Origin of the sequence: Pelomonas cellulosilytica, assembly GCF_021353265.1 — a bacterium.
In the GTDB taxonomy this organism is placed as follows: Bacteria; Pseudomonadota; Gammaproteobacteria; order Burkholderiales; family Burkholderiaceae_C; genus Pelomonas; species Pelomonas cellulosilytica.
In genome coordinates, this window is sequence record NZ_JAJTWU010000003.1 from 581656 (window position 1) to 600254 (window position 18599).

Here is an 18599-nt window from a genome sequence, read left to right on the forward strand (position 1 = left end):
GGCCGCGGCGTCGGGACAATTCCGGCATGCACCGCACCATCTTCACGACGCCCGGCGTCAGCCTGCTGCTGCGCGGCTTCTCGCTCGCGTGGCTGAAGCTCGCCGGCTGGACCGTGTCGGGCGAATTGCCGCCCGAGGCCCGCAAAAGTGTCTTCATCGCCGCCCCGCACACGAGCAACTGGGACCTGCCCTACACCCTGTTCGCCGCCTTCGCGCTCAGGCTCACGCCGTACTGGATGGGGAAGGCGTCCATCTTCCGCTGGCCCTTTGGCGGCCTGATGCGCTTCCTCGGCGGCATCCCGGTGGACCGCAGCAAGAGCAACAACCTCGTGGCTGCGTCTGCGACGGCGCTGCAGGCCGCCGACGGGCCGGTGCAGCTCATCGTGCCGCCCGAAGGGACACGCAGCAAGACGGTGTACTGGAAGACGGGCTTCTACTGGATCGCCGTGACGGCGCAGCTGCCCATCGTCATGGCCTACATGGACTATCCGCGCAAGCTCGCGGGCCTGGGGCCGCTATTCACGCCGACCGGCGACGTCGACACCGACATGGCCGAGATCAAGCGCTTCTATGCGCAGTTCAAGGGCAAGAACTCCGCCCAATTCACGCACGAATGACCCACCTCTCCAAGGACCCGCTGCACGGCCTTACGCTCGAAGCCATCGTGACCGCATTAGTCGATCACTTCGGCTGGACCGAGCTCGGCCGACACATCGACATCAAGTGCTTTCGCATCGACCCCAGCGTGTCGTCGAGCCTGAAGTTCCTGCGCAAGACGCCGTGGGCTCGCGCCAAGGTCGAGAGCCTGTACCTGTTCATGCGGCGCGAGCAGGCGCGCAGCGCGAAGTCCGCAACCTAGCGGCTCGCCTTTGGAGCCGAGAGCCGGGGGGCCGCCCGTATCGCCGCGTTCAGCGCCCGAGACCGGGCGACGAGCTTATTTGCCTTCCGGCAGCTCGATCTTCACTTCGAGCACTTCCAGGTCTCCCTGGCGCTCCATGTGCACCTTGATGTCGTCTGGGTTGATCGACACGTACTTGCTGATGACGGCCACCAGCTCGCGCTGCAGCTGCGGCAGGTAGTCGGGGCTGCTGCTGCGTCCGTTGCGCTCGTGGGCGAGGATAAGCTGCAGCCGCTCCTTGGCGACGCTGGCCGAGCTCTTCTTCTCGCCGAGGAAAAAGTTCAGGAATCCCATGGTGCGGTCTCCTTCACTTGGCCCCGAAGACGCGCTTGAACCAGCTCTGCTTCACGGCCTCGGTGAAGCGCATCGGCTTGTCTTCGCCGAGGAAGCGGGCGACGACGTCCTTGTAGGCTTCGGACACATCCGTGCCGTCCAGGTGGATGGCCGGCGTGCCCTGGTTGGACGCCTGAAGCACGCTCTCGCTCTCGGGGATGACGCCGATCAGCGGCGTGCGCAGGATCTCGTGGATGTCGTCCAGACTGAGCATCTGACCACCCTCGACGCGATTGGGGTTGTAGCGCGTGATGAGCAGGTGCTCCTTCACGGGCTCGCCACCGTCGATGGCGCGCTTGGTCTTGCTGGACAACATGCCCAGGATGCGGTCGCTGTCGCGCACCGAGGAGACCTCGGGGTTGGTCACGACCAGCGCCTCGTCGGCATAGTGCATGGCCATCAGCGCGCCGGTCTCGATGCCGGCCGGCGAGTCGCAGACGATGTAGTCGAACTCCATGTCCTTGAGTTCGCCCAGCACGCGCTCGACGCCTTCCTGCTTCAGCGCGTCCTTGTCGCGCGTCTGCGAGGCGGCCAGGATGTAGAGCTTGTCGAGCTGCTTGTCCTTGATGAGGGCCTGCGTCAGCTTGATCTCGTCGTTGATGACGTTGATCAGGTCGTACACGACGCGGCGCTCGACACCCATGATGAGGTCGAGGTTGCGCAGGCCCACGTCGAAGTCGATGACGCAGGTCTTGAAGCCACGCATCGCGAGGCCGGTGGCGAAGCTCGCGCTGGTAGTGGTCTTGCCGACCCCGCCCTTGCCGGAGGTGACGACGACGATCTTGGTCATCTGGATGTTTCCTTGCGTTGAATCTGGGGTCAGGCAGGCAGCGGCTGCAGCAGCAGCTTCTCACCTTCCAGGTAGACCTGGGCCGGCTTGCCCGCCACGTCGGCCGGCAGCGGGTTCTCGGCCGTGCGGTAGATGCCCGCGATGGCCAGCAGCTCGGGCTCCAGGCTGCGCGTGTAGATGCGGGCCGACGTGTCGCCGCGCGCGCCAGCAATCGCCTTGCCGCGCAGGGGAGCGTAGATGTGGATGCTGCCGTCGGCAATGACCTCTGCTCCATGGCTGACGACCGCCAGCACGACGAGGTCGCCGCCCTTCGCATAGACCTGCTGGCCGGAGCGCAGCGGCTTGTCGATGACGAGCGTCGGTGCCGGTGCGCCGGGCTTCTCGACGACTTTTTCGATGATCTTCTCGACGACGATCTCGCGGACGACTTCCCGCACCTCCGCGGCAGCAGCGGCCACAGGCTCGCTGGCAGCATCGGCCAGGCCCAGCTCGTGCGCTAGGGCCAGTTCCTCGGCCGAGGCCCCGGCGACGGCGACCGGTTGCAACTGGCTGGCGCGCAGCAGCTCGACGATGGCGCGCAGGTCGACCGGCGCGGGGCCGTCCAGCGCCAAGGGCGCCTGCCCATCCAGGGGCGGTGTGACCGACGCGCGCTGCACGCTGCTCAGGTCGATGACGACAGGCTCATGCTCGAAGCCACCCTGGCCGGCGCGGGCAGACCAATCCGCCGCGAGCTCGGCCATGTCCGCGCTGTGCAGCAGGAAGCCCAGCAGGTTGAAGCGGCGCGATTTCAGCTCGAATGCGCCGGCGCGCGAGGCACCCTTGTTGCGCCCGCCGCTCTCCCTCGTCGTGTCCACCATCTGCGCCGCTGCCGCCGTTCAAAAGGCCGAGAGTTTAGCCGCCGGCATCTCCCAGGCCCTTGGGGACTGCCCCCAGGGACGCCGGCGCCGACCGCCTCAAAAACAGGCACGGCAGCCCGGACCACGGCCGATCAAGCACTTAGCGACGCTGTCGTCAGCCCGCCCACAGACTTGTCCACAGTTCGCGGGGACAACCGTCACGCGATCGTCATGTTGCGATCCGCCATAGCCACGACGGCGGATGCCGCCATCCGGTGAAGTGCCGTCAGGCGCCCCGGGCGTTCAGCCAGCCGATGATGTCCGCTTCCACCTCATCGCGGTTGATCTCGTTCAGGATCTCGTGGCGCGCGCCGGGGTAGAACTTGTGCGAGACGTCGGTGAGGCCCAGGCGCCGGTAGTTGGCCAGCAGCACCTGTAGGCCCGCGGTGCCGCCACTCACCGGGTCCGCATCGCCGGCCACGACGTAGAACGGCAGGGTCCTCGGGATGCGCGCCTCGTTGGCGGGGTTCCACAGATCACGCAGGCCGGTCAACAGGTCGGCGACCAGTTCGTTGTTGAACGTGAAGCCGCAAGCCGGGTCGTCCATGTACTTCCTGACCTCGACCGGGTCACGGCTGAGCCACTCGGCGCCCGGCCTGCCGGCGAACGGCTTGTTGAAAGCCTCGAAGGTGCTCGCCAGCATCGGCGAAGCGCCAAGTGGATTCGCCCTGGCGAGTCCCCGGGCCGCCGCCACGGCCGCGTCGGCATCCGGCAACACACCGCTGCTGCCGGAGAGCACCACGCCGGCCAGCGTACTGCCATAGCGGGCCGCATAGTCCTGCGCGATGAACGAGCCCATGCTGTGCCCTAGCATGAAGACCTTCAGGCCCGGGTGCCGTGCCTTGATGTGGTCGTTGAGCGCCTTCTCGTCGGTGACGAAGCGATTCCACGCATCGGGGCCGGCGTCGCCCAGCGCGCCGCTGCGGACGCGCGTGTTGCCGTGGCCGCGGTGGTCGTCGGCATAGACCAGCCAGCCTTCGCGATTGAGACGCTGCGCAAAGCGGTCATAGCGCGCGCTGTGCTCAGCGGAACCATGGACCAGCTGCACTACGCCCCTGGGCCTGCCGCTGACGGCCAGCCAGCGCCGGACGAACAGCGGCGTGCCGTCGCTCATGTCGAGCGTGAAGGTGGGAGACGGCGGCACCACCGACACGCAGCCGGGCACGCCGGACGCGGCCAGCACGGCGAGGGCAACAAGATGGCGACGGGGAAGCGACATGGTTCGGTGCTGAGGGCCGGGGGCCGCCCGGCGGATGGTGGGCCTGCGCGCAGCGCAGGGATTTACGACCCGCGAGGCAGGCCGACACCGGTCACTGGGCGGTCCAGCCCCCGTCCACGCTGAGGGTGGCACCGCGGATCTGGTCGGCGGCCGGCGAGCACAGGAAGGCCACGACGCCGCCGATCTGCTCGGGGGTCGCGAACTCCAGCGACGGCTGCTTAGCCGCCAGCAGCCGGGCCTTCGCTTCATCGACCGACACGCCATCGCGCAGGGCCCCCTCATCGATCTGCTTCTGCACCAGCGGCGTCAGCACCCAGCCCGGGCACACGGCGTTGCAGGTGATGCCGGTGGTGGCGGTCTCCAGCGCGGCCACCTTGGTCAGGCCGATCAGGCCATGCTTGGCCGCCACATAGGCCGCCTTGGTGGTCGAGGCGACGAGGCCATGCGCCGACGCGATGTTGACGATGCGCCCCCAGCCGCGAGTGCGCATGTGGGGCAGTGCCACACGCATCAGGTGGAAGGCCGCCGACAGGTCGATCGCGAGGACGCGGTCCCATTGCTCGGTCGGGAAGTCCTCGATCGGCGACACGTACTGGATGCCTGCGTTATTGACGGCGATGTCGATCGAGCCGAAGCGCTCGACGCATTGCGCCACCATCGCCTCGACGTCCGCCGGCCGCGCCATGTCGGCGCCGCTGTGCACGACATCGACGCCATGGCGCTGCGCCAGTTCCTTCGTCAGCGCCTCGATCGCCGCGGGCTCGCCAAAGCCGTTGATCACCAGGTTGGCGCCCTGGGCCGCCAGCGTCTGCGCGATGCCCAGGCCGATGCCACTTGTCGCGCCCGTGACGAGCGCGGTCTTGCCGTTCAACATGTTCGAGATCTCCAGGGTTAGGCCGCCAGAGCCGCAGGCTCGGCACGTGCCAGATAGTCGAATGCCACCTCGCCGTAGCCCAGCGTCAGGTCGGCGATGAAATGCTGTCCGCTCAGTACCTCCAGCACCGGCAGGCGCGCCACGTCGGCGATGACGTGGTTGAAGAGCTGCAGTTGCGCCGGCGACGTCCAGGCTTCCTTGAGGTGGACGTCCTGGAGGTGGTAGCGCACCAGCTCACAGATGCGCGGCGTGCCATCGACGTGCGGAATGATCTTCAGCACGAAGTTCGGCTCCTTCATGGACGCGAGCACCTTGTCGTGATCGAGCGGGTGGTGCTTGTAGCCCATGGTGAGCGACGCACACAGCGATTGGCCGTAGTGCAGCGTGCCCGAGATGAGCTCGCCTTCGTGCGTGATCTTGGGCGCCGCCAGCTTCTTCGGGAAACCCCAGAGCTCGCGGCCGCCGAGGATGGGCGCGTCGTCATCGAGGAACATCGAATGCACGAACGCGCCACGCTGCCCCTCGAACCGGACCGGGATCACCTGGCCGGACTCGGTGTAATCGCCGAACCCGGTGGAGTCGGGCATGCGAATGAATTCGTACTTGACGATGGGATCGATGATCTCGAGCGGCTCGGGCACGACCCGGCGCAGCGCCTCGAGGTCGGTGCGGTAGGTGACGACCAGAAACTCGCGGTTGAAGAACCGGTAGGGGCCGCGCGGAAACGCGGGGTTCGTCAGCGGCATGGCGTAGGCCGTGCGCCTCACTTCGTCGATCTTCACGATGCAATCTCCGTTGTGCCTGGTTTGGCGGCTGGGGGGGAAACGGGCTTGGCCTTGATCACCGACGTACCGGTCAGCAATCCATGGGCGGTTGGCAGCAGCGGCGTCAGGTCGAGCGACGAGCTCTGGCCGAGCGCGGCACGGTGCGCTTGCAGCCACCGCTCGGCAGCTTCCACGCCGCGCGCATGCAGCTGGCGCAGGAAGCGCATGTCGTTGTTGATCTTGCTGGACGCGCCATACGTCGCCAGCGTCGTGTCGCCGATGCCATGCACGAAGAGCGACTTGAACTGCCCACGAGCAGCGCCGGCGCGCACCAGGTCTTCGATGAACGCGACCGCGGCCAGTTCCAGCATCAGCGTCGAGTTGAAGCTGATCTCGTCGATGCGGTCGATGATGGCCCGGGCGCTTCGCGGCACCTGGGGTCGCTCGATCGGGTTGATGCCGATGGCAATCACATCGGTCGCCTGCGTGTACAGGTACAGCGGCGACAGCGACGGGTTGCCGGTGTAGCCCCCGTCCCAGTACGACTCGCCGTCGATCTCGACCGCCTGCATCATCTGCGGCAGGCAGGCCGACGCCAGCAGCGCGTCGATGGACAGGTCTTCGTTGACGAACACGTGTCGCAGGCCGGTGCGCACATTGGTGGCCGTGACGAAGACGCGGGCTGCCCGGGTGTCGTGGCGCAGACCCTCGAAGTCGATGCGCTCGAGCAGCCCGCGCAGCGGGTTCAGGTTGGCGGGGTTGGTCTGGTAGGGCGACCACACGCGCGTCATGAAATCCATCGCGCGGAACACAGGGTTCTCGTCGAGATGCCAGACGGGCTCCCGCCCCGGCATCGTGAACGAGAAGCTCGAGAAACCTGGCAGCGCGCCGACGTCGGTCCAGTAGCGGGCAAGTTCCTGCCTCGCATGCTCCGGCCCGCCACGGCGCAAGGCGTCGGCCAGGATGCCTGCATTCATCGCGCCGGCGCTGGTGCCGCTGATGCCGACGATCTCCAGGTCGGGCTCCTGCAGCAACCGGTCGAGCACGCCCCAGGTGAAGGCGCCATGTGAGCCGCCGCCCTGCAGGGCCAGCGCGATGCGATGCGGCGCGCGATGCTTGCTTCGAGTCGCCATGTCAGCAGCGCCCCTTCAGTGACGCGAGGGCGGCGCTGGCGACGAGCGAGCGGCCGCCGTGAAGCACGGCCGGCCAGCGCGCCACCCGCAGCTGTGCAGATCGGCCGGGCGCCAGACCGAAGCGCTCCGATGCACGGCGCGCGCCGCTCGTGCGCGCTGTCATGGTGCGGTCGTCCGTTTCGAGCCCTGCCGGGCAAAGAGGATCCGGCTGCACCGCGTGGGTGGATGTCGTCATAGAGGTACTTCCAGATATGTGCCGCTGCACCGGCGCTGGCAGTCCTTACGCTCGTCGCGACAGTGGGCCCGATCACGGGACCAGCGCCTGTCCCGGCGCCAGCCCAGCTTTCATGCCTGGTTAACGCCGCGGTGCACGGACAAAAGTGTCGTGTCGAGGCCCCTCCACGGGGAATGTCCGGGTCGGACAGTTTGAACATCGATTCGGACAAACCGCCCCATCGGCAGACAGCCACCGCAACGACGACGATGCCGCGCGCCCCTCTGCTGCGAAGACGCCGACGCGAGGGACAGCCCCCGTCACCCCGCGCATGGGCGCGTCATCACGGTCATCGCGGGCTTGACTTATCCCCACTTTTGGCGACCGTCAAGTCCTTTGGACCCTGAAGCGTCTCGTCGTGCCACCGCCGAGGCATGCGGCGCTAAGTGCTTGATTTATATAAGCCCGCGAGCGTTGCTTAAAAAACGGGCAACCTAAGCGGAGGCCCATCAGACAAGGGCTTGGCGGCGGCCGCACTGGGTTCTCCACAAAGTTTTCCACAGACTCGGTGGATAGCTTGCGGAAACATTACGAATCAGTGACTTAAGCGTGTTCCTTGATGTGACATGGAGATTCCGCCGGCAACTTGCGCAAGCCAGCCCGCCTGGGCGGCGCTACATTGGGCCGGTCGCAGTGCAGCAAGGAGAGTCCATTGGCCACCCCCAACTACAGCTATGAGAAACGCCAGCGCGAGCTGGCCAAGAAACGCAAGGCCGAGGAAAAGCGCCAGCGCAAGATCAACGGCCGCCCCGATGACGCCGCCCCGGCCGAACCGGATGCCGACGAGCCGTCCGCCGCACCGGCGGAGCCCGGACCGTCCGAACCGCAAACCTAGAATCGCGGGTTTTCCTCAGCAGCCGACGCCATGCCCCGCCAGCTCTTCGTCACGACCGCCCTGCCCTATGCCAACGCCGGTTTTCACATCGGCCACATCATGGAGTACACCCAGGCAGACATCTGGGTGCGGTACCAGCGCATGGCGGGCTCGCAGGTGCATTTCGTCTGCGCGGACGACGCCCACGGCGCGCCCATCATGATCGCGGCCGAGAAGGCCGGGAAGACGCCGCAGGACTTCGTCGCCGGCATCGCGGCCGGCCGCAAGCAGTATCTCGACGGCTTCCACATCAGCTTCGACAACTGGCACTCCACCGACGGTCCGGAGAACCACGAGCTGTCCAAGGCCGTGTACCTGGCGTTGCGCCACAACGAGCTGATCACGACGAAGACCATCGAGCAGTTCTTCGACCCTGAGAAGTCGATGTTCCTGCCCGACCGCTTCATCAAGGGCGAATGCCCCAAGTGCGGCGCGAAGGACCAGTACGGTGACTCCTGCGAGGTCTGCGGTGCCGTCTACGCGCCCACCGAGCTGAAGAATCCGTACTCCGTGCTGTCGGGCGCCACGCCAGTGCTCAAGAGCAGCGAGCACTACTTCTTCCGCTTGAGCGACCCGCGCTGCGTCGACTTCCTGACGCAGTGGACGCAGGAGCCCGGCCGCCTGCAGCCCGAGGTGCTGAACAAGATCCGCGAGTGGTTCGAGCCCGACGAGCAGGGCAACAACCGTCTCAGCGACTGGGACATCAGCCGCGACGCGCCGTACTTCGGCATCGAGATCCCCGACGCCCCAGGCAAGTACTTCTACGTCTGGCTGGACGCGCCCATCGGCTACCTGGCCTCGCTGAAGAACTACTTCGGCAAGATGGGCAAGGATTTCGACGCCTTCATGGCCGACGAATCGGTCGAGCAGATCCACTTCATCGGCAAGGACATCACCTACTTCCACACGCTGTTCTGGCCGGCGATGCTGCATTTCAGCGGCCGCAAGACGCCTAACCACGTCTTCGTGCACGGTTTCATGACCGTCAACGGCGGCGAGAAGATGAGCAAGAGCCGAGGCACCGGCCTGGACCCGCTGAAGTACCTGAGCCTGGGCCTGAACGCCGAATGGCTGCGCTACTACATCGCCGCCAAGCTCAATGCCAAGGTCGAGGACATCGACTTCAACCCCGAGGACTTCGCCGCCCGCGTCAACAGCGACCTGGTGGGCAAGTACATCAACATCGCGTCGCGCGCGGCCGGTTTCCTGGCCAAGCGCTTCGACGGCAGGCTCAGCGCCGACCTTGGCGTCGAGGGCTCGGCATTGCTGGAAACGCTGCGCGCCCACAGCGGCACGATCGCCGAGCTGTACGAGGAGCGCGAGTTCGGCAAGGCGCTGCGCGAGGTCATGTCGCTGGCCGACAAGGTGAACGAATTCGTCGACCAGCACAAGCCCTGGGAGCTGGCCAAGCAAGAAGGCATGGACGCCGCGCTGCACGACGTCTGCAGCGTCTGCATCGAGGCGTTCCGGCTGCTGACGATCTACCTGAAGCCCGTGCTCCCGGCGCTGGCTTCCCAGGTGGAGGCTTTCCTGAAGGTCGTCCCGCTGCAGTGGGGCGATGCCGCGAAGGCGCTCGGCGCGCATCAGATCGGCGCCTACCAGCACCTGATGCAGCGTGTGGACACCGCCAAGGTGGAGCAGTTGTTCGAGGCGCCGCCCGCCCCGAAGGTCGCGCCCGGCGGCGAAGACATTGCGCCCGAGATCAAGATCGACGACTTCACCAAGGTCGACCTGCGCATCGCGAAGATCGTCAAGGCCGAGCACGTCGAAGGCTCCGACAAACTGCTGCGCCTGACGCTGGACGTGGGCGAAGGCCGCCTGCGCAATGTCTTCAGTGGCATCAAGTCGGCCTATAAGCCGGAAGACCTCGAAGGCAAGCTCACCGTTCTGGTCGCCAACCTCGCGCCGCGCAAGATGAAGTTCGGCGTCAGCGAGGGCATGGTGCTGGCCGCCAGCCACGCCGACGAGAAGGCGCACCCGGGCATCTTCGTGCTGGAACCCTTCGCCGGCGCCCAGCCTGGCATGCGCGTCCGGTAAGGCGATGAAGAACGCGCCGCAAACGCCCCAGGGCTTGTCGCGGCGCAAGCGCTTCATCGCCGAGCGCTACCACTGCGGACCTCCGGTCGCGGCGCCCCTCGCGTCGTGTTCCCGCTTCCGGAGATCCCATGCCCCTGCCCCGACTCCATCCGTTCCGCCCGCGCAGCCTGTCGCTGTTGGCAGGCTATTCGCGCCAGCAGCTGCTCACTGACATCGGTGCGGGTGTCACGGTCGGCATCGTCGCGCTGCCGCTGGCGCTGGCCTTCGCGATCGCGTCGGGGCTGCGGCCCGAACAAGGGCTGGCCACGGCCATCATCGCGGGGCTGCTCATTTCATTGCTGGGTGGCTCCAGCGTGCAGATCGGCGGGCCGGCCGGCGCCTTCATCGTCGTCGTCTACGGCATCCTGCAGCGCCACGGCCTGGCCAATCTGCTGATCGCGACGATGGGCGCCGGCGTGCTGCTGCTGGCCATGGGCGCATTGAAGCTGGGCGCGCTGGTGCGCTACATCCCGGTGGCCATCGTCACCGGCTTCACGAACGGCATCGCGGTGCTGATCGCGCTGGCCCAGCTGAAGGACTTGCTGGGCCTGAACATCGCACGAATGCCGGCCGACTTCTTCGGCCAGATCGAGGCCATCGCCCGCCACGCCGGCAGCCTCAACCCGGTCGCGCCGGCGATGGCCGCTGCCTGCATGGCCATCGTGCTGCTGTGGCCGAAGAACATCGCGACCGACCGGCCGCTGACTGGCCTGCGCCGCGCGCTGGCGCTGCTGCCGAGTACCGTCATCGCGCTGGCCGCGGCCACAGCGGCGACCGCCGGGCTGGCGCTGCCGCTGGAAACCATCGGCAGCCGCTTCGGCGGCATCCCGCAGAGCCTGCCGGCGCTGAGCCTGCCGGCGATGGACTGGGCCGGCGCCAAGCAGCTCGTCATTCCGACACTGACGCTGGCGCTGCTGGGGGCGATCGAGTCGCTGCTGTGCGCCCGCGTGGCCGACAAGCTCACGCCGCAACTGCCCCGCCACGATCCCAACCAGGAGCTGATGGCGCAAGGCATCGCCAACCTCGCCGCGCCGCTGTTCGGCGGCCTGCCGGCCACCGGCACCATCGCCCGCACCGTCACGAACATCCGTGCCGGCGCCACCAGCCCGGTCGCCGGCATCGTGCATGCACTGACGCTGCTGCTGATCCTGCTGGCCGCCGCGCCGCTGGCCGCCCATGTGCCACTGGCGGCGCTGGCCGGCATCCTGCTGGTGGTCGCCTGGAACATGGGCGAATGGCACGAGTTCGCGCGGCTCAGGCGCTTCAACCTGACCTATCGCACGCTGCTGGTGGGCACGTTCACGCTGACTGTCGTGGCCGACCTGACGGTGGCCGTCGAGGTCGGGCTGGTCACCGCCTGCCTGTTCTTCGTCTGGCGCATGAGCCAGTTGTTCGAGCTGCGGCCGCTGGCCGGGCTGCCGGCCGGCGTGGCCGGCTACGAGCTGTACGGTGCGCTGTTCTTCGGCGCCGTCGGCAAGCTGGAAAGCCTGCCGGAGCAGTTGCCCGCGGGAACCCGCACCGTCGCGCTGCAGATGCACCGGCTCGTGCAGATGGATACGACCGGCATGGAAGCGCTGCGCGAGCTGCGCCGGGCGCTGGCCAAGCGCGACGTCGGCCTGGCGCTGGTGCAGGTGAATGCCCAGCCGCTGGACCTGCTGCAGCGCAGCGGCCTGGCCGACGAGCTGGGCCCCACCGGCTTCGCCGCGACGCTCGCCGAACTAAAATCGCCGGCCTAACTCGAAAGTGCCGCCATGCCGCTGTTCTGGAAGCCCTACAAGTCCGACATCACCCAATTCATCGACCAGCTCAAGGCCCAGCGCCCGACGCTGGAGGCCGAACAGCGCGCCGGCCGTGCGCTGCTGTGGGACAAGGAGCAGGACCGCACCGCGCAGGCCGGCTTCAACGAAGCCCGCGTCGCGCAGAAGCCCTACGTCTACCAGACGGACAACAAGTAAGCCGTGACGACGGCCGTGGCTGACGACGCGAGCGACGTCGAGGCCGACATGCCCGAGGCGATCGACACGGTCGCCGTCGCCCGCCTCTACGGCGAGCCGCTGTTCCAGCTGCCGCTGGACCTCTACATCCCGCCGGACGCGCTGGAAGTCTTCCTCGAGGCCTTCCAGGGCCCGCTGGACCTGCTGCTGTACCTGATCCGCAAGCAGAACTTCAACATCCTCGACATCCCGCTGGCCGACGTGACGCGCCAGTACCTGAGCTATGTCGAGCAGATCCGCCAGCACAACCTGGAGCTGGCCAGCGAATACCTCTTGATGGCGGCGATGCTCATCGAGATCAAGTCGCGCATGCTGCTGCCGCCGAAGAAGACCGAGGACGGCAAGGAAGCGGAAGACCCGCGGGCCGAACTGGTGCGGCGGCTGCTGGAGTACGAGCAGATCAAGCTCGCCGCTGCGCGGCTGGACCGGCTGCCCGTCCTGGGCCGCGACTTCCTGCGCGCGCAGGTCCACATCGAGCAGTCGCTGACGCCGCGCTTCCCCGACGTCAACACCGACGACCTGCGCGAGGCCTGGCTCGACATCCTCAAGCGCGCCAAGCTCAACCAGCACCACAAGATCAGCCGAGAGCAACTGTCGGTGCGCGAGCACATGAGCCTGGTGCTGCGCCGGCTGCAGGGCCAGCGCTTTGTCGAGTTCGAGAACCTGTTCGACGTCACGCGTGGCCAGGCCGTGCTCGTCGTCACCTTCATCGCGATGCTGGAACTGGCGCGCGAACGACTGCTGGAGATCACGCAGGCCGAGGCCTTCGCGCCGATCTACGTGCGGCTGGCGTACACGCAGGTCTGATGCGATGCCCAACGAGCGGCGGGACCGGCTGCTGCAGATGATTCACGAGGCGTTCGCCGACGTGAGACTCGGCGGTGGCGTCACGTTGCACGAAGCGACGGCCATCGACGACCACGCGTCGCCGGCCGAACGCCAGGCCGCCCGCCGGCTGGATGCTGCGGAACGCTGGCAGGACGTCCCCGACGAACATATCGAACGCAACAGTTCGGTGTTCTCGTTTCTCGACGTCGAAGGCCATCGCTTCTACGCACCGGCCTACATGTGCTGGCTGCTGCGCACCGGCCACGACACGGCGTCTAACTCGACGGAAGCCGCGCAGCAGGCGTTCCACCCCTGGGGTGTGCTGGACGGCGCCAGCTATCGCAAGCCGCACGACATCTACACACCGGCGCAGTGCCGCGCCATCGCGCACTACCTGCTTTACGTCTACGAGGTGCTCGACGAGGAAGGCTGCTCCCTCGTCAAGGAGTCGCTGGATCGCTACTGGCGGCAATACCTCTGAAGCATCACCTGCCGCGCAGCTTCTGCACCGCCATGACGGCCGCCAGCACCAGCGCGCCGGCCACCACGCCGAACAGCGCATTCGCACCGTTCTCAAGCACCACGCCAAGCAGCCCGCCGCCTTCGGCCAGAGACTGGACTGAATGGTGCAACGGCCCGATGCCGTGCACGAGGATGCCGCCGCCGACGAGGAACATTGCCGCGGTGCCCAGGACGGACAGCGTCTGCATGAGCCGCGGCGCCGCGGCCAGCAGGAAGCGGCCGACCGCACGGGCTGCCGTGCCCGCCTTGCGCGACAGCCACAGCCCCGCGTCATCCATCTTCACGATGCCCGCGACGAAGCCGTAGACGCCCAGCGTCATCGCGATGGACACGACCACAAGCACGGCCAGTTGGTTCACCAACGACGCTTCGGCAACGGTACCGAGCGCGATGACGATGATCTCCGCGGACAGGATGAAGTCGGTGCGGATGGCGCCCTTGATCTTGTCCTTCTCGTACGTCGCCATGTCCACCGCCGGGTCGGCGACGGCCTTGACCAGCTCCTCGCGTTGCGCCTCGTCCTCCTCGGCACCATGCAGGAACTTGTGCGCCAGTTTCTCGAAGCCCTCGAAGCACAGGTAGGCGCCGCCCACCATCAGCAGCGGCGTCACGGCCCAGGGCGCCAGCGCCGAGATCGCCAGCGCAGCCGGCACGAGGATGGCCTTGTTGAGCAGCGAACCCTTGGCCACGGCCCACACCACCGGCAGCTCGCGATCGGCATTCACGCCGGTCACCTGCTGGGCGTTCAGCGCCAGGTCGTCGCCCAGCACACCGGCCGTCTTCTTCGCGGCCACCTTGGCCATGGTCGCCACATCGTCCAGGACGGTGGTGATGTCGTCGAGCAGGATCAGCAGGCTGGAGGCCATGGTGCGGGGCGAGTTGGAAGGAGCGCCATGCTATCCGGCGCCGTGCCATCCGGCGGGTGCGTTACGCTGGCGCGCCTCGCCCGACTTGAAGCCGCTAGTTCATGCACATCCTGTTGATCGAGGACGACCTCGACCTTGGTCACGCGCTGCAGGCCGCCCTGCGCGCCGACGGTCATAGCAGCACCTGGCTGCGCCGCTGCGGCGACGCGCCCGTGCAGCTGGACCCGGCCTCGCAGGACGCCGTGCTGCTGGACCAGACGCTGCCCGATGGCGATGGCCGTAGCCTGCTGAAACGCTGGCGCCGCCAGGGCAGCATGGTGCCGGTACTCGTCATCACCGCGCGAGTCGCGCTGGAGGATCGTCTTGCCGGCTTCGATGGCGGCGCCGACGACTACGTCGTCAAGCCCTTCGAGATGCCCGAGCTGATCGCGCGGCTGCGCGCGGTCCTGCGGCGATGCGCGCAGCAGGCCAGCGACGAATGGACGCTCGGCGACCTGACCATCGAACCGCGCCGCCAACGGGCGCTGCTCGATGGGGCCGAGCTGGCGCTGTCGCCGCGCGAGTACCAGCTGCTGCTGGAACTGGCCCGTGAGCGTGGCAGTGTGGTGCCCAAGCAGCAGCAGCTGGCGCAGCGCCTGGCGCCGCTGGGCGAGCCGCTGGAGTTCGGCACGCTTGAAGTGCACCTGGCCAACCTTCGCCGCAAGATCGGCGCCGAGCGCATCGGCACGGCGCGGGCCAGCATGGCGCTGGGCGAGTCAATCATGCTGTTCGGCAAGCTGGGTGTGGCAGCGAACCGGTTGAAGGCCGACGATTCGCTGGGTCATGCGCAGCGCGAGACCTGCGTGCGTCCGATGGTCGGTGGCGGCCTGGCATGGCAGCACACACCGCGGATGTCGGCCGCCGTCGAGTACAACCGTTACGGCTCGCACACCAGCGAAGGCAGCCGCGTCACGCAGCAGAAGGCCGAGGTGGGCCTGGCGTTCAAGTTCTGAACGCGCTCGGGGGCATGCCGCAACCCGGCCGGGTTACGCTCCAGGCCCATGCCCGATGCTCAAGCCCGCGACATCCTCGTCCTTGTCGCCCACCCTGACCTGGCGCGCTCGCATGCCACCCGCAAGCTGGTCGATGCGCTGCGCGCATCCCCTGCGGCCGGTCGCGTGGAACTGCGCGACCTCTACCGGCTCTACCCGGACTTCCACATCCACATTGACGCCGAGCAGCGCGCACTCGAGGCGTCCCGGCTCGTCGTCATGCTGCACCCCATCTACTGGTACAGCATGCCGGCGCTGCAAAAGCTCTGGCTCGACGAGGTGGCCCACCTCGGCTGGGCCTACGGCCCCGGCGGCACGGCGCTGCACGGCAAGGACTTCTGGCTCGTCAGCTCCACCGGCGGCAGCGCGCAGGCCTACGGGCCTGGTGGCCACAACCACCACCCGATCGAGGACTTCCTGCTGCCGTACCGGCAATCGGCCCACACCTGCGGCATGAACTGGCTGCAGCCGCAGATCCTCCACGGCGCCCATCGCGCCACCGACACCGAGGTGGTGGCCCATGCCGACCTCTTCGTGCAGCGGCTGGCACACTACCCCGACTGGTGCGAGCACGCCGCCGAGCCGGCAACACCGAGCGACGAGGCTGTGGCGCTGGACGAGCGGCCGGCGCTGTTCTCGCCGCTGACGGTTGGAGGCGACGCATGACGCACGGCAGCTGGCTGCAGCTCCCCCTCGTCTTCCTCGCCGCCGCGGTGCTGGCCGTGCCGCTGGCGCGCTGGGCGCGGCTCGGCTCCATCCTGGGCTACCTCGTTGCGGGCGTGCTCATCGGCCCGGCGGTACTGGGCCTCATCCCGGAATCCACCGCCATTCCCGAGGTCGCAGAACTGGGCGTCGTGCTGATGCTCTTCCTCGTCGGCCTGGAGCTGGAGCCCAAGCGGCTGTGGGCCATGCGCCGGCCCATCTTCGGCTGGGGCAGCGTGCAGCTGCTGGGCTGTGCGGCGGTGCTGAGCCTGGTGGGCATCGCGCTCGGCACGCCGTGGCGGCTGGCCGTCGTCGTCAGCCTGGGCCTGGCGATGTCCTCCACGGCGGTCGCACTGGCCGTGCTGGCCGAGCGCAATCTGGGCCGCACGACGGCGGGCGAGAGCATTCTGTCCGTCGCACTGCTGCAGGACATCGCCGCCATCCCCGTGTTGGCCCTCGTGCCAGTGCTGGCGCTCAGCGGCGCGCACGACGACGCCGAGAGCCGCACCTGGCTGGCCGCGGCTAAGGCGCTGGGCGCCATCGTCACCATCATCTTCGGCGGCCGGTTGCTGCTGCGCCCGGCGCTGCGCTGGATTGCGCAGAGCAAGACACCCGAGATCTTCACCGCCGCCGCGCTGCTGCTGGTGCTGGGCACGGCCGCGCTGATGCAGGCCGTGGGCCTGTCGATGGCGCTGGGCGCATTTCTGGCCGGCGTGCTGCTGGCCGAAAGCGAGTACCGCCGCGAGCTGGAGACCGACCTGGAGCCCTTCAAGGGCCTGCTGCTGGGGTTGTTCTTCATCGCGGTCGGCATGGGACTGGACCTGGCCGCCGTCGCCGCGCAGCCCGGCTTCGTGCTGGCCGTGCTGGCGGCGCTGCTCGTGTGCAAGATCGCCGTGCTGATGCTGATGTCCAAGGCCATGAAGATCCCGCTCGTCGAGCGGCCGGCCTTCGTCATCCTGCTCGCGCAGGGCGGCGAGTTCGGCTTCGTCGTGTTCCAGCTCGCGCAGAGCGAGGGCATGATCAACGCGGCGCAGAACTCCGGGCTCGTCGCCGCGGTGGCACTGTCGCTGGCGCTGACACCGCTGCTGCTGACCGGTGGGGACCGGCTGATGTCGCAAAAGCTGGCCCGCCTCGGACAGAAGAAGAAGCGCAACGACCCGCCTCCGACGCCCGCGCCCATCATCATTGCCGGCGCCGGCCGCTACGGGCAGGTGATCGGCCGCATGCTGCGCGCCGCCGGCCTGGAGTCCACCGTTCTGGACCATGACGCCGAGGCCATCGAGGGCCTGCGCAGGTTCGGCTGGACGGTGCACTACGGCGATGCAACGCGGCTGGACCTGCTGAAGAGCGCCGGCGCCGAGACGGCCCGCGTGCTGGTCATCGCCATCGACGACATCGGCCAGAGCCTGGAAGTGGCCCAGCTCGCGCGGGAGCACTTTCCGCAGCTGGTCGTCGTCGCGCGGGCGCGCAACGTGCAGCACTACTACCAGCTGCACAGCCTGGGCGTGCAGCACATCGAGCGCGAGACCTTCGACTCGGCGCTGATGAGCGCGCGCAGCGTGCTGGAGCTCAGCGGCATGGAGCCCCACGCCGCCCGCCGCCAGGCCATGCGCTTTCGCCGGCACAACGTCGACGTGCTGAACCAGATGGTGCCGCTGCAAGGGGACGAGAACGCGCTGATCGCCGCCGCCAAGCTGGGGCGCCAGCAGTTCGAGCAGCAGATGGCCGCCGAACGCGACGCCGACGAACGTCGCCGGCATGTGCGGCACACGGGCTGGGACCGGCAGGACGACGAGTCGGACGGACTCCGCTGAACGCCACCCGTTCCTGCGGATGCCCCGCCGGCAGCCGCTGCCCACGCGGGTTGCGACAATCGGCGCATGTTCGCCCCCTCCCAGCTCGAAGTCCGGCGCTTCTTCTGCGCCACCTACCGCAAATGGCGCGACGGCGCGCCGCTGATCCCGATGGAGGCCATCGCCGCGGACTGGATCGCCGAGCATCCGGAGTACCACGACGAGCTGGCCGACGAGGCTGGCGCACTGGAGAAGGTCTACACGGTCGAGGAAGGCCGCACCAACCCATTCCTGCACCTGTCCATGCACCTGACGATCACGGAGCAGCACGCCATCGACCAGCCGTCAGGCATCCGCCAGGCGGTGGACCTGCTGGCCGCCAAGCGCAATTCGCGCCACGAGGCGCACCATGTCGCGATGGAAGCGCTGGGCGAGATGATCTGGGCCTCTCAGCGCAGCGGCCTGCCGCCCGACGGCCACACCTACCTTGACAAGGTGCGCCAGGCAGCCACCCGCTGAACACGCCGCGGTAGCGCCGCATCGGGCGCTGACTGTTGCCTCGGTTGCAGATTTGTAACCCGGGCACGACGTATCGTGTGACGCGCAGAAGGCGGCCACATCCGGCCCGCCGACACCATCCCTAATGCGGTTGACATCTCCGGTGCCACAAGCACCGGGGCCGTCTGCTGCGACCGTCCCGGGGGGCGTGGTGACCGACCTCCTGAGCGGAAC

General features: G+C 67.8%; 21 protein-coding genes. 12 read left to right on the forward strand and 9 right to left on the reverse strand.

Going from position 1 to position 18599, the window contains the following annotated elements; translation table 11 throughout:
• Nucleotides 1–26 precede the first annotated feature (26 nt).
• Complete coding sequence (locus LXT13_RS10085) at nt 27–617, forward strand: 1-acyl-sn-glycerol-3-phosphate acyltransferase (RefSeq protein WP_233371788.1); 591 nt, start codon at nt 27–29, stop codon at nt 615–617.
• Nucleotides 614–859, forward strand: a complete 246-nt coding sequence (locus LXT13_RS10090; RefSeq protein ID WP_233371789.1) for a VF530 family protein — start codon at nt 614–616, stop codon at nt 857–859. The genes LXT13_RS10085 and LXT13_RS10090 overlap by 4 nt, the downstream gene beginning before the upstream one ends.
• A gap of 75 nt (nt 860–934) precedes the next feature.
• Here the strand turns inward: LXT13_RS10090 and minE are convergent, their stop codons facing one another.
• The 8 genes from minE to LXT13_RS10130 all read right to left on the reverse strand — a co-directional run bounded on the left by minE (nt 935) and on the right by LXT13_RS10130 (nt 7142).
• Nucleotides 935–1192 carry a cell division topological specificity factor MinE gene (minE, locus tag LXT13_RS10095; protein WP_233371790.1) on the reverse strand — a complete coding sequence of 86 codons (258 nt, stop codon included), beginning with the start codon at nt 1190–1192 and terminating at the stop codon, nt 935–937.
• Between the two features lie 13 nt (nt 1193–1205).
• Entirely contained in the window at nt 1206–2021 is an 816-nt protein-coding gene (gene minD / locus LXT13_RS10100) for a septum site-determining protein MinD (protein WP_233371791.1), read from the reverse strand.
• Between the two features lie 29 nt (nt 2022–2050).
• Nucleotides 2051–2878, reverse strand: a complete 828-nt coding sequence (minC, locus tag LXT13_RS10105; protein ID WP_419964660.1) for a septum site-determining protein MinC — start codon at nt 2876–2878, stop codon at nt 2051–2053.
• A gap of 265 nt (nt 2879–3143) precedes the next feature.
• A complete protein-coding gene (locus LXT13_RS10110) occupies nt 3144–4136 on the reverse strand; it encodes an alpha/beta hydrolase (protein WP_233371793.1) in 993 nt (330 codons plus the stop codon).
• 91 nt (nt 4137–4227) lie between these two features.
• Nucleotides 4228–5010: a 3-hydroxybutyrate dehydrogenase gene (locus tag LXT13_RS10115; RefSeq protein WP_233371794.1), complete on the reverse strand. Its 783-nt coding sequence runs from the start codon at nt 5008–5010 to the stop codon at nt 4228–4230.
• Between the two features lie 17 nt (nt 5011–5027).
• Nucleotides 5028–5792: an acetoacetate decarboxylase gene (locus LXT13_RS10120; protein ID WP_233371795.1), complete on the reverse strand. Its 765-nt coding sequence runs from the start codon at nt 5790–5792 to the stop codon at nt 5028–5030.
• Nucleotides 5789–6907, reverse strand: a complete 1119-nt coding sequence (locus LXT13_RS10125; RefSeq protein WP_233371796.1) for a patatin-like phospholipase family protein — start codon at nt 6905–6907, stop codon at nt 5789–5791. The genes LXT13_RS10120 and LXT13_RS10125 overlap by 4 nt, the downstream gene beginning before the upstream one ends.
• A gap of 1 nt (nt 6908) precedes the next feature.
• A complete protein-coding gene (locus LXT13_RS10130; protein ID WP_233371797.1) occupies nt 6909–7142 on the reverse strand; it encodes a hypothetical protein in 234 nt (77 codons plus the stop codon).
• A 691-nt stretch (nt 7143–7833) separates the two neighbouring features.
• On the opposite strand from LXT13_RS10130, the gene LXT13_RS10135 reads away from it, so the two are divergent.
• From LXT13_RS10135 to LXT13_RS10160, 6 genes are all read left to right on the forward strand, one after another.
• The gene (locus tag LXT13_RS10135; RefSeq protein ID WP_233371798.1) at nt 7834–8016 is read left to right on the forward strand and encodes a hypothetical protein; all 183 of its coding nucleotides are present in this window, start codon (nt 7834–7836) and stop codon (nt 8014–8016) included.
• A gap of 30 nt (nt 8017–8046) precedes the next feature.
• On the forward strand, nt 8047–10092 hold the full coding sequence (gene metG / locus LXT13_RS10140) for a methionine--tRNA ligase (RefSeq protein ID WP_233371799.1): 2046 nt from the start codon (nt 8047–8049) through the stop codon (nt 10090–10092).
• Between the two features lie 128 nt (nt 10093–10220).
• On the forward strand, nt 10221–11867 hold the full coding sequence (locus LXT13_RS10145) for a SulP family inorganic anion transporter (protein WP_233371800.1): 1647 nt from the start codon (nt 10221–10223) through the stop codon (nt 11865–11867).
• 15 nt (nt 11868–11882) lie between these two features.
• Nucleotides 11883–12086 (forward strand): DUF3460 family protein, encoded by a 204-nt coding sequence (locus LXT13_RS10150; RefSeq protein ID WP_233371801.1) that lies wholly within the window; start codon nt 11883–11885, stop codon nt 12084–12086.
• A 48-nt stretch (nt 12087–12134) separates the two neighbouring features.
• Nucleotides 12135–12932: a segregation and condensation protein A gene (locus LXT13_RS10155; RefSeq protein ID WP_233371996.1), complete on the forward strand. Its 798-nt coding sequence runs from the start codon at nt 12135–12137 to the stop codon at nt 12930–12932.
• Nucleotides 12933–12936: 4 nt separating this feature from the next.
• The gene (locus LXT13_RS10160; RefSeq protein WP_233371802.1) at nt 12937–13434 is read left to right on the forward strand and encodes a DUF6714 family protein; all 498 of its coding nucleotides are present in this window, start codon (nt 12937–12939) and stop codon (nt 13432–13434) included.
• A gap of 4 nt (nt 13435–13438) precedes the next feature.
• On the opposite strand, the gene LXT13_RS10165 is transcribed toward LXT13_RS10160, so the two are convergent.
• Nucleotides 13439–14341, reverse strand: a complete 903-nt coding sequence (locus LXT13_RS10165; RefSeq protein WP_233371803.1) for a DUF808 domain-containing protein — start codon at nt 14339–14341, stop codon at nt 13439–13441.
• Between the two features lie 101 nt (nt 14342–14442).
• On the opposite strand from LXT13_RS10165, the gene LXT13_RS10170 reads away from it, so the two are divergent.
• The 4 genes from LXT13_RS10170 (at nt 14443) to LXT13_RS10185 (ending at nt 18386) form a co-directional block, all read left to right on the forward strand.
• On the forward strand, nt 14443–15333 hold the full coding sequence (locus tag LXT13_RS10170) for a response regulator (protein ID WP_349254832.1): 891 nt from the start codon (nt 14443–14445) through the stop codon (nt 15331–15333).
• A gap of 48 nt (nt 15334–15381) precedes the next feature.
• Entirely contained in the window at nt 15382–16038 is a 657-nt protein-coding gene (kefF, locus tag LXT13_RS10175; protein ID WP_233371804.1) for a glutathione-regulated potassium-efflux system oxidoreductase KefF, read from the forward strand.
• Nucleotides 16035–17888, forward strand: a complete 1854-nt coding sequence (gene kefC / locus LXT13_RS10180; protein ID WP_233371805.1) for a glutathione-regulated potassium-efflux system protein KefC — start codon at nt 16035–16037, stop codon at nt 17886–17888. Before kefF ends, kefC begins: the two co-directional genes overlap by 4 nt.
• A 66-nt stretch (nt 17889–17954) precedes the next feature.
• A complete protein-coding gene (locus tag LXT13_RS10185) occupies nt 17955–18386 on the forward strand; it encodes a DUF1841 family protein (RefSeq protein WP_233371806.1) in 432 nt (143 codons plus the stop codon).
• The last annotated feature ends 213 nt before the right edge of the window (nt 18387–18599 follow it).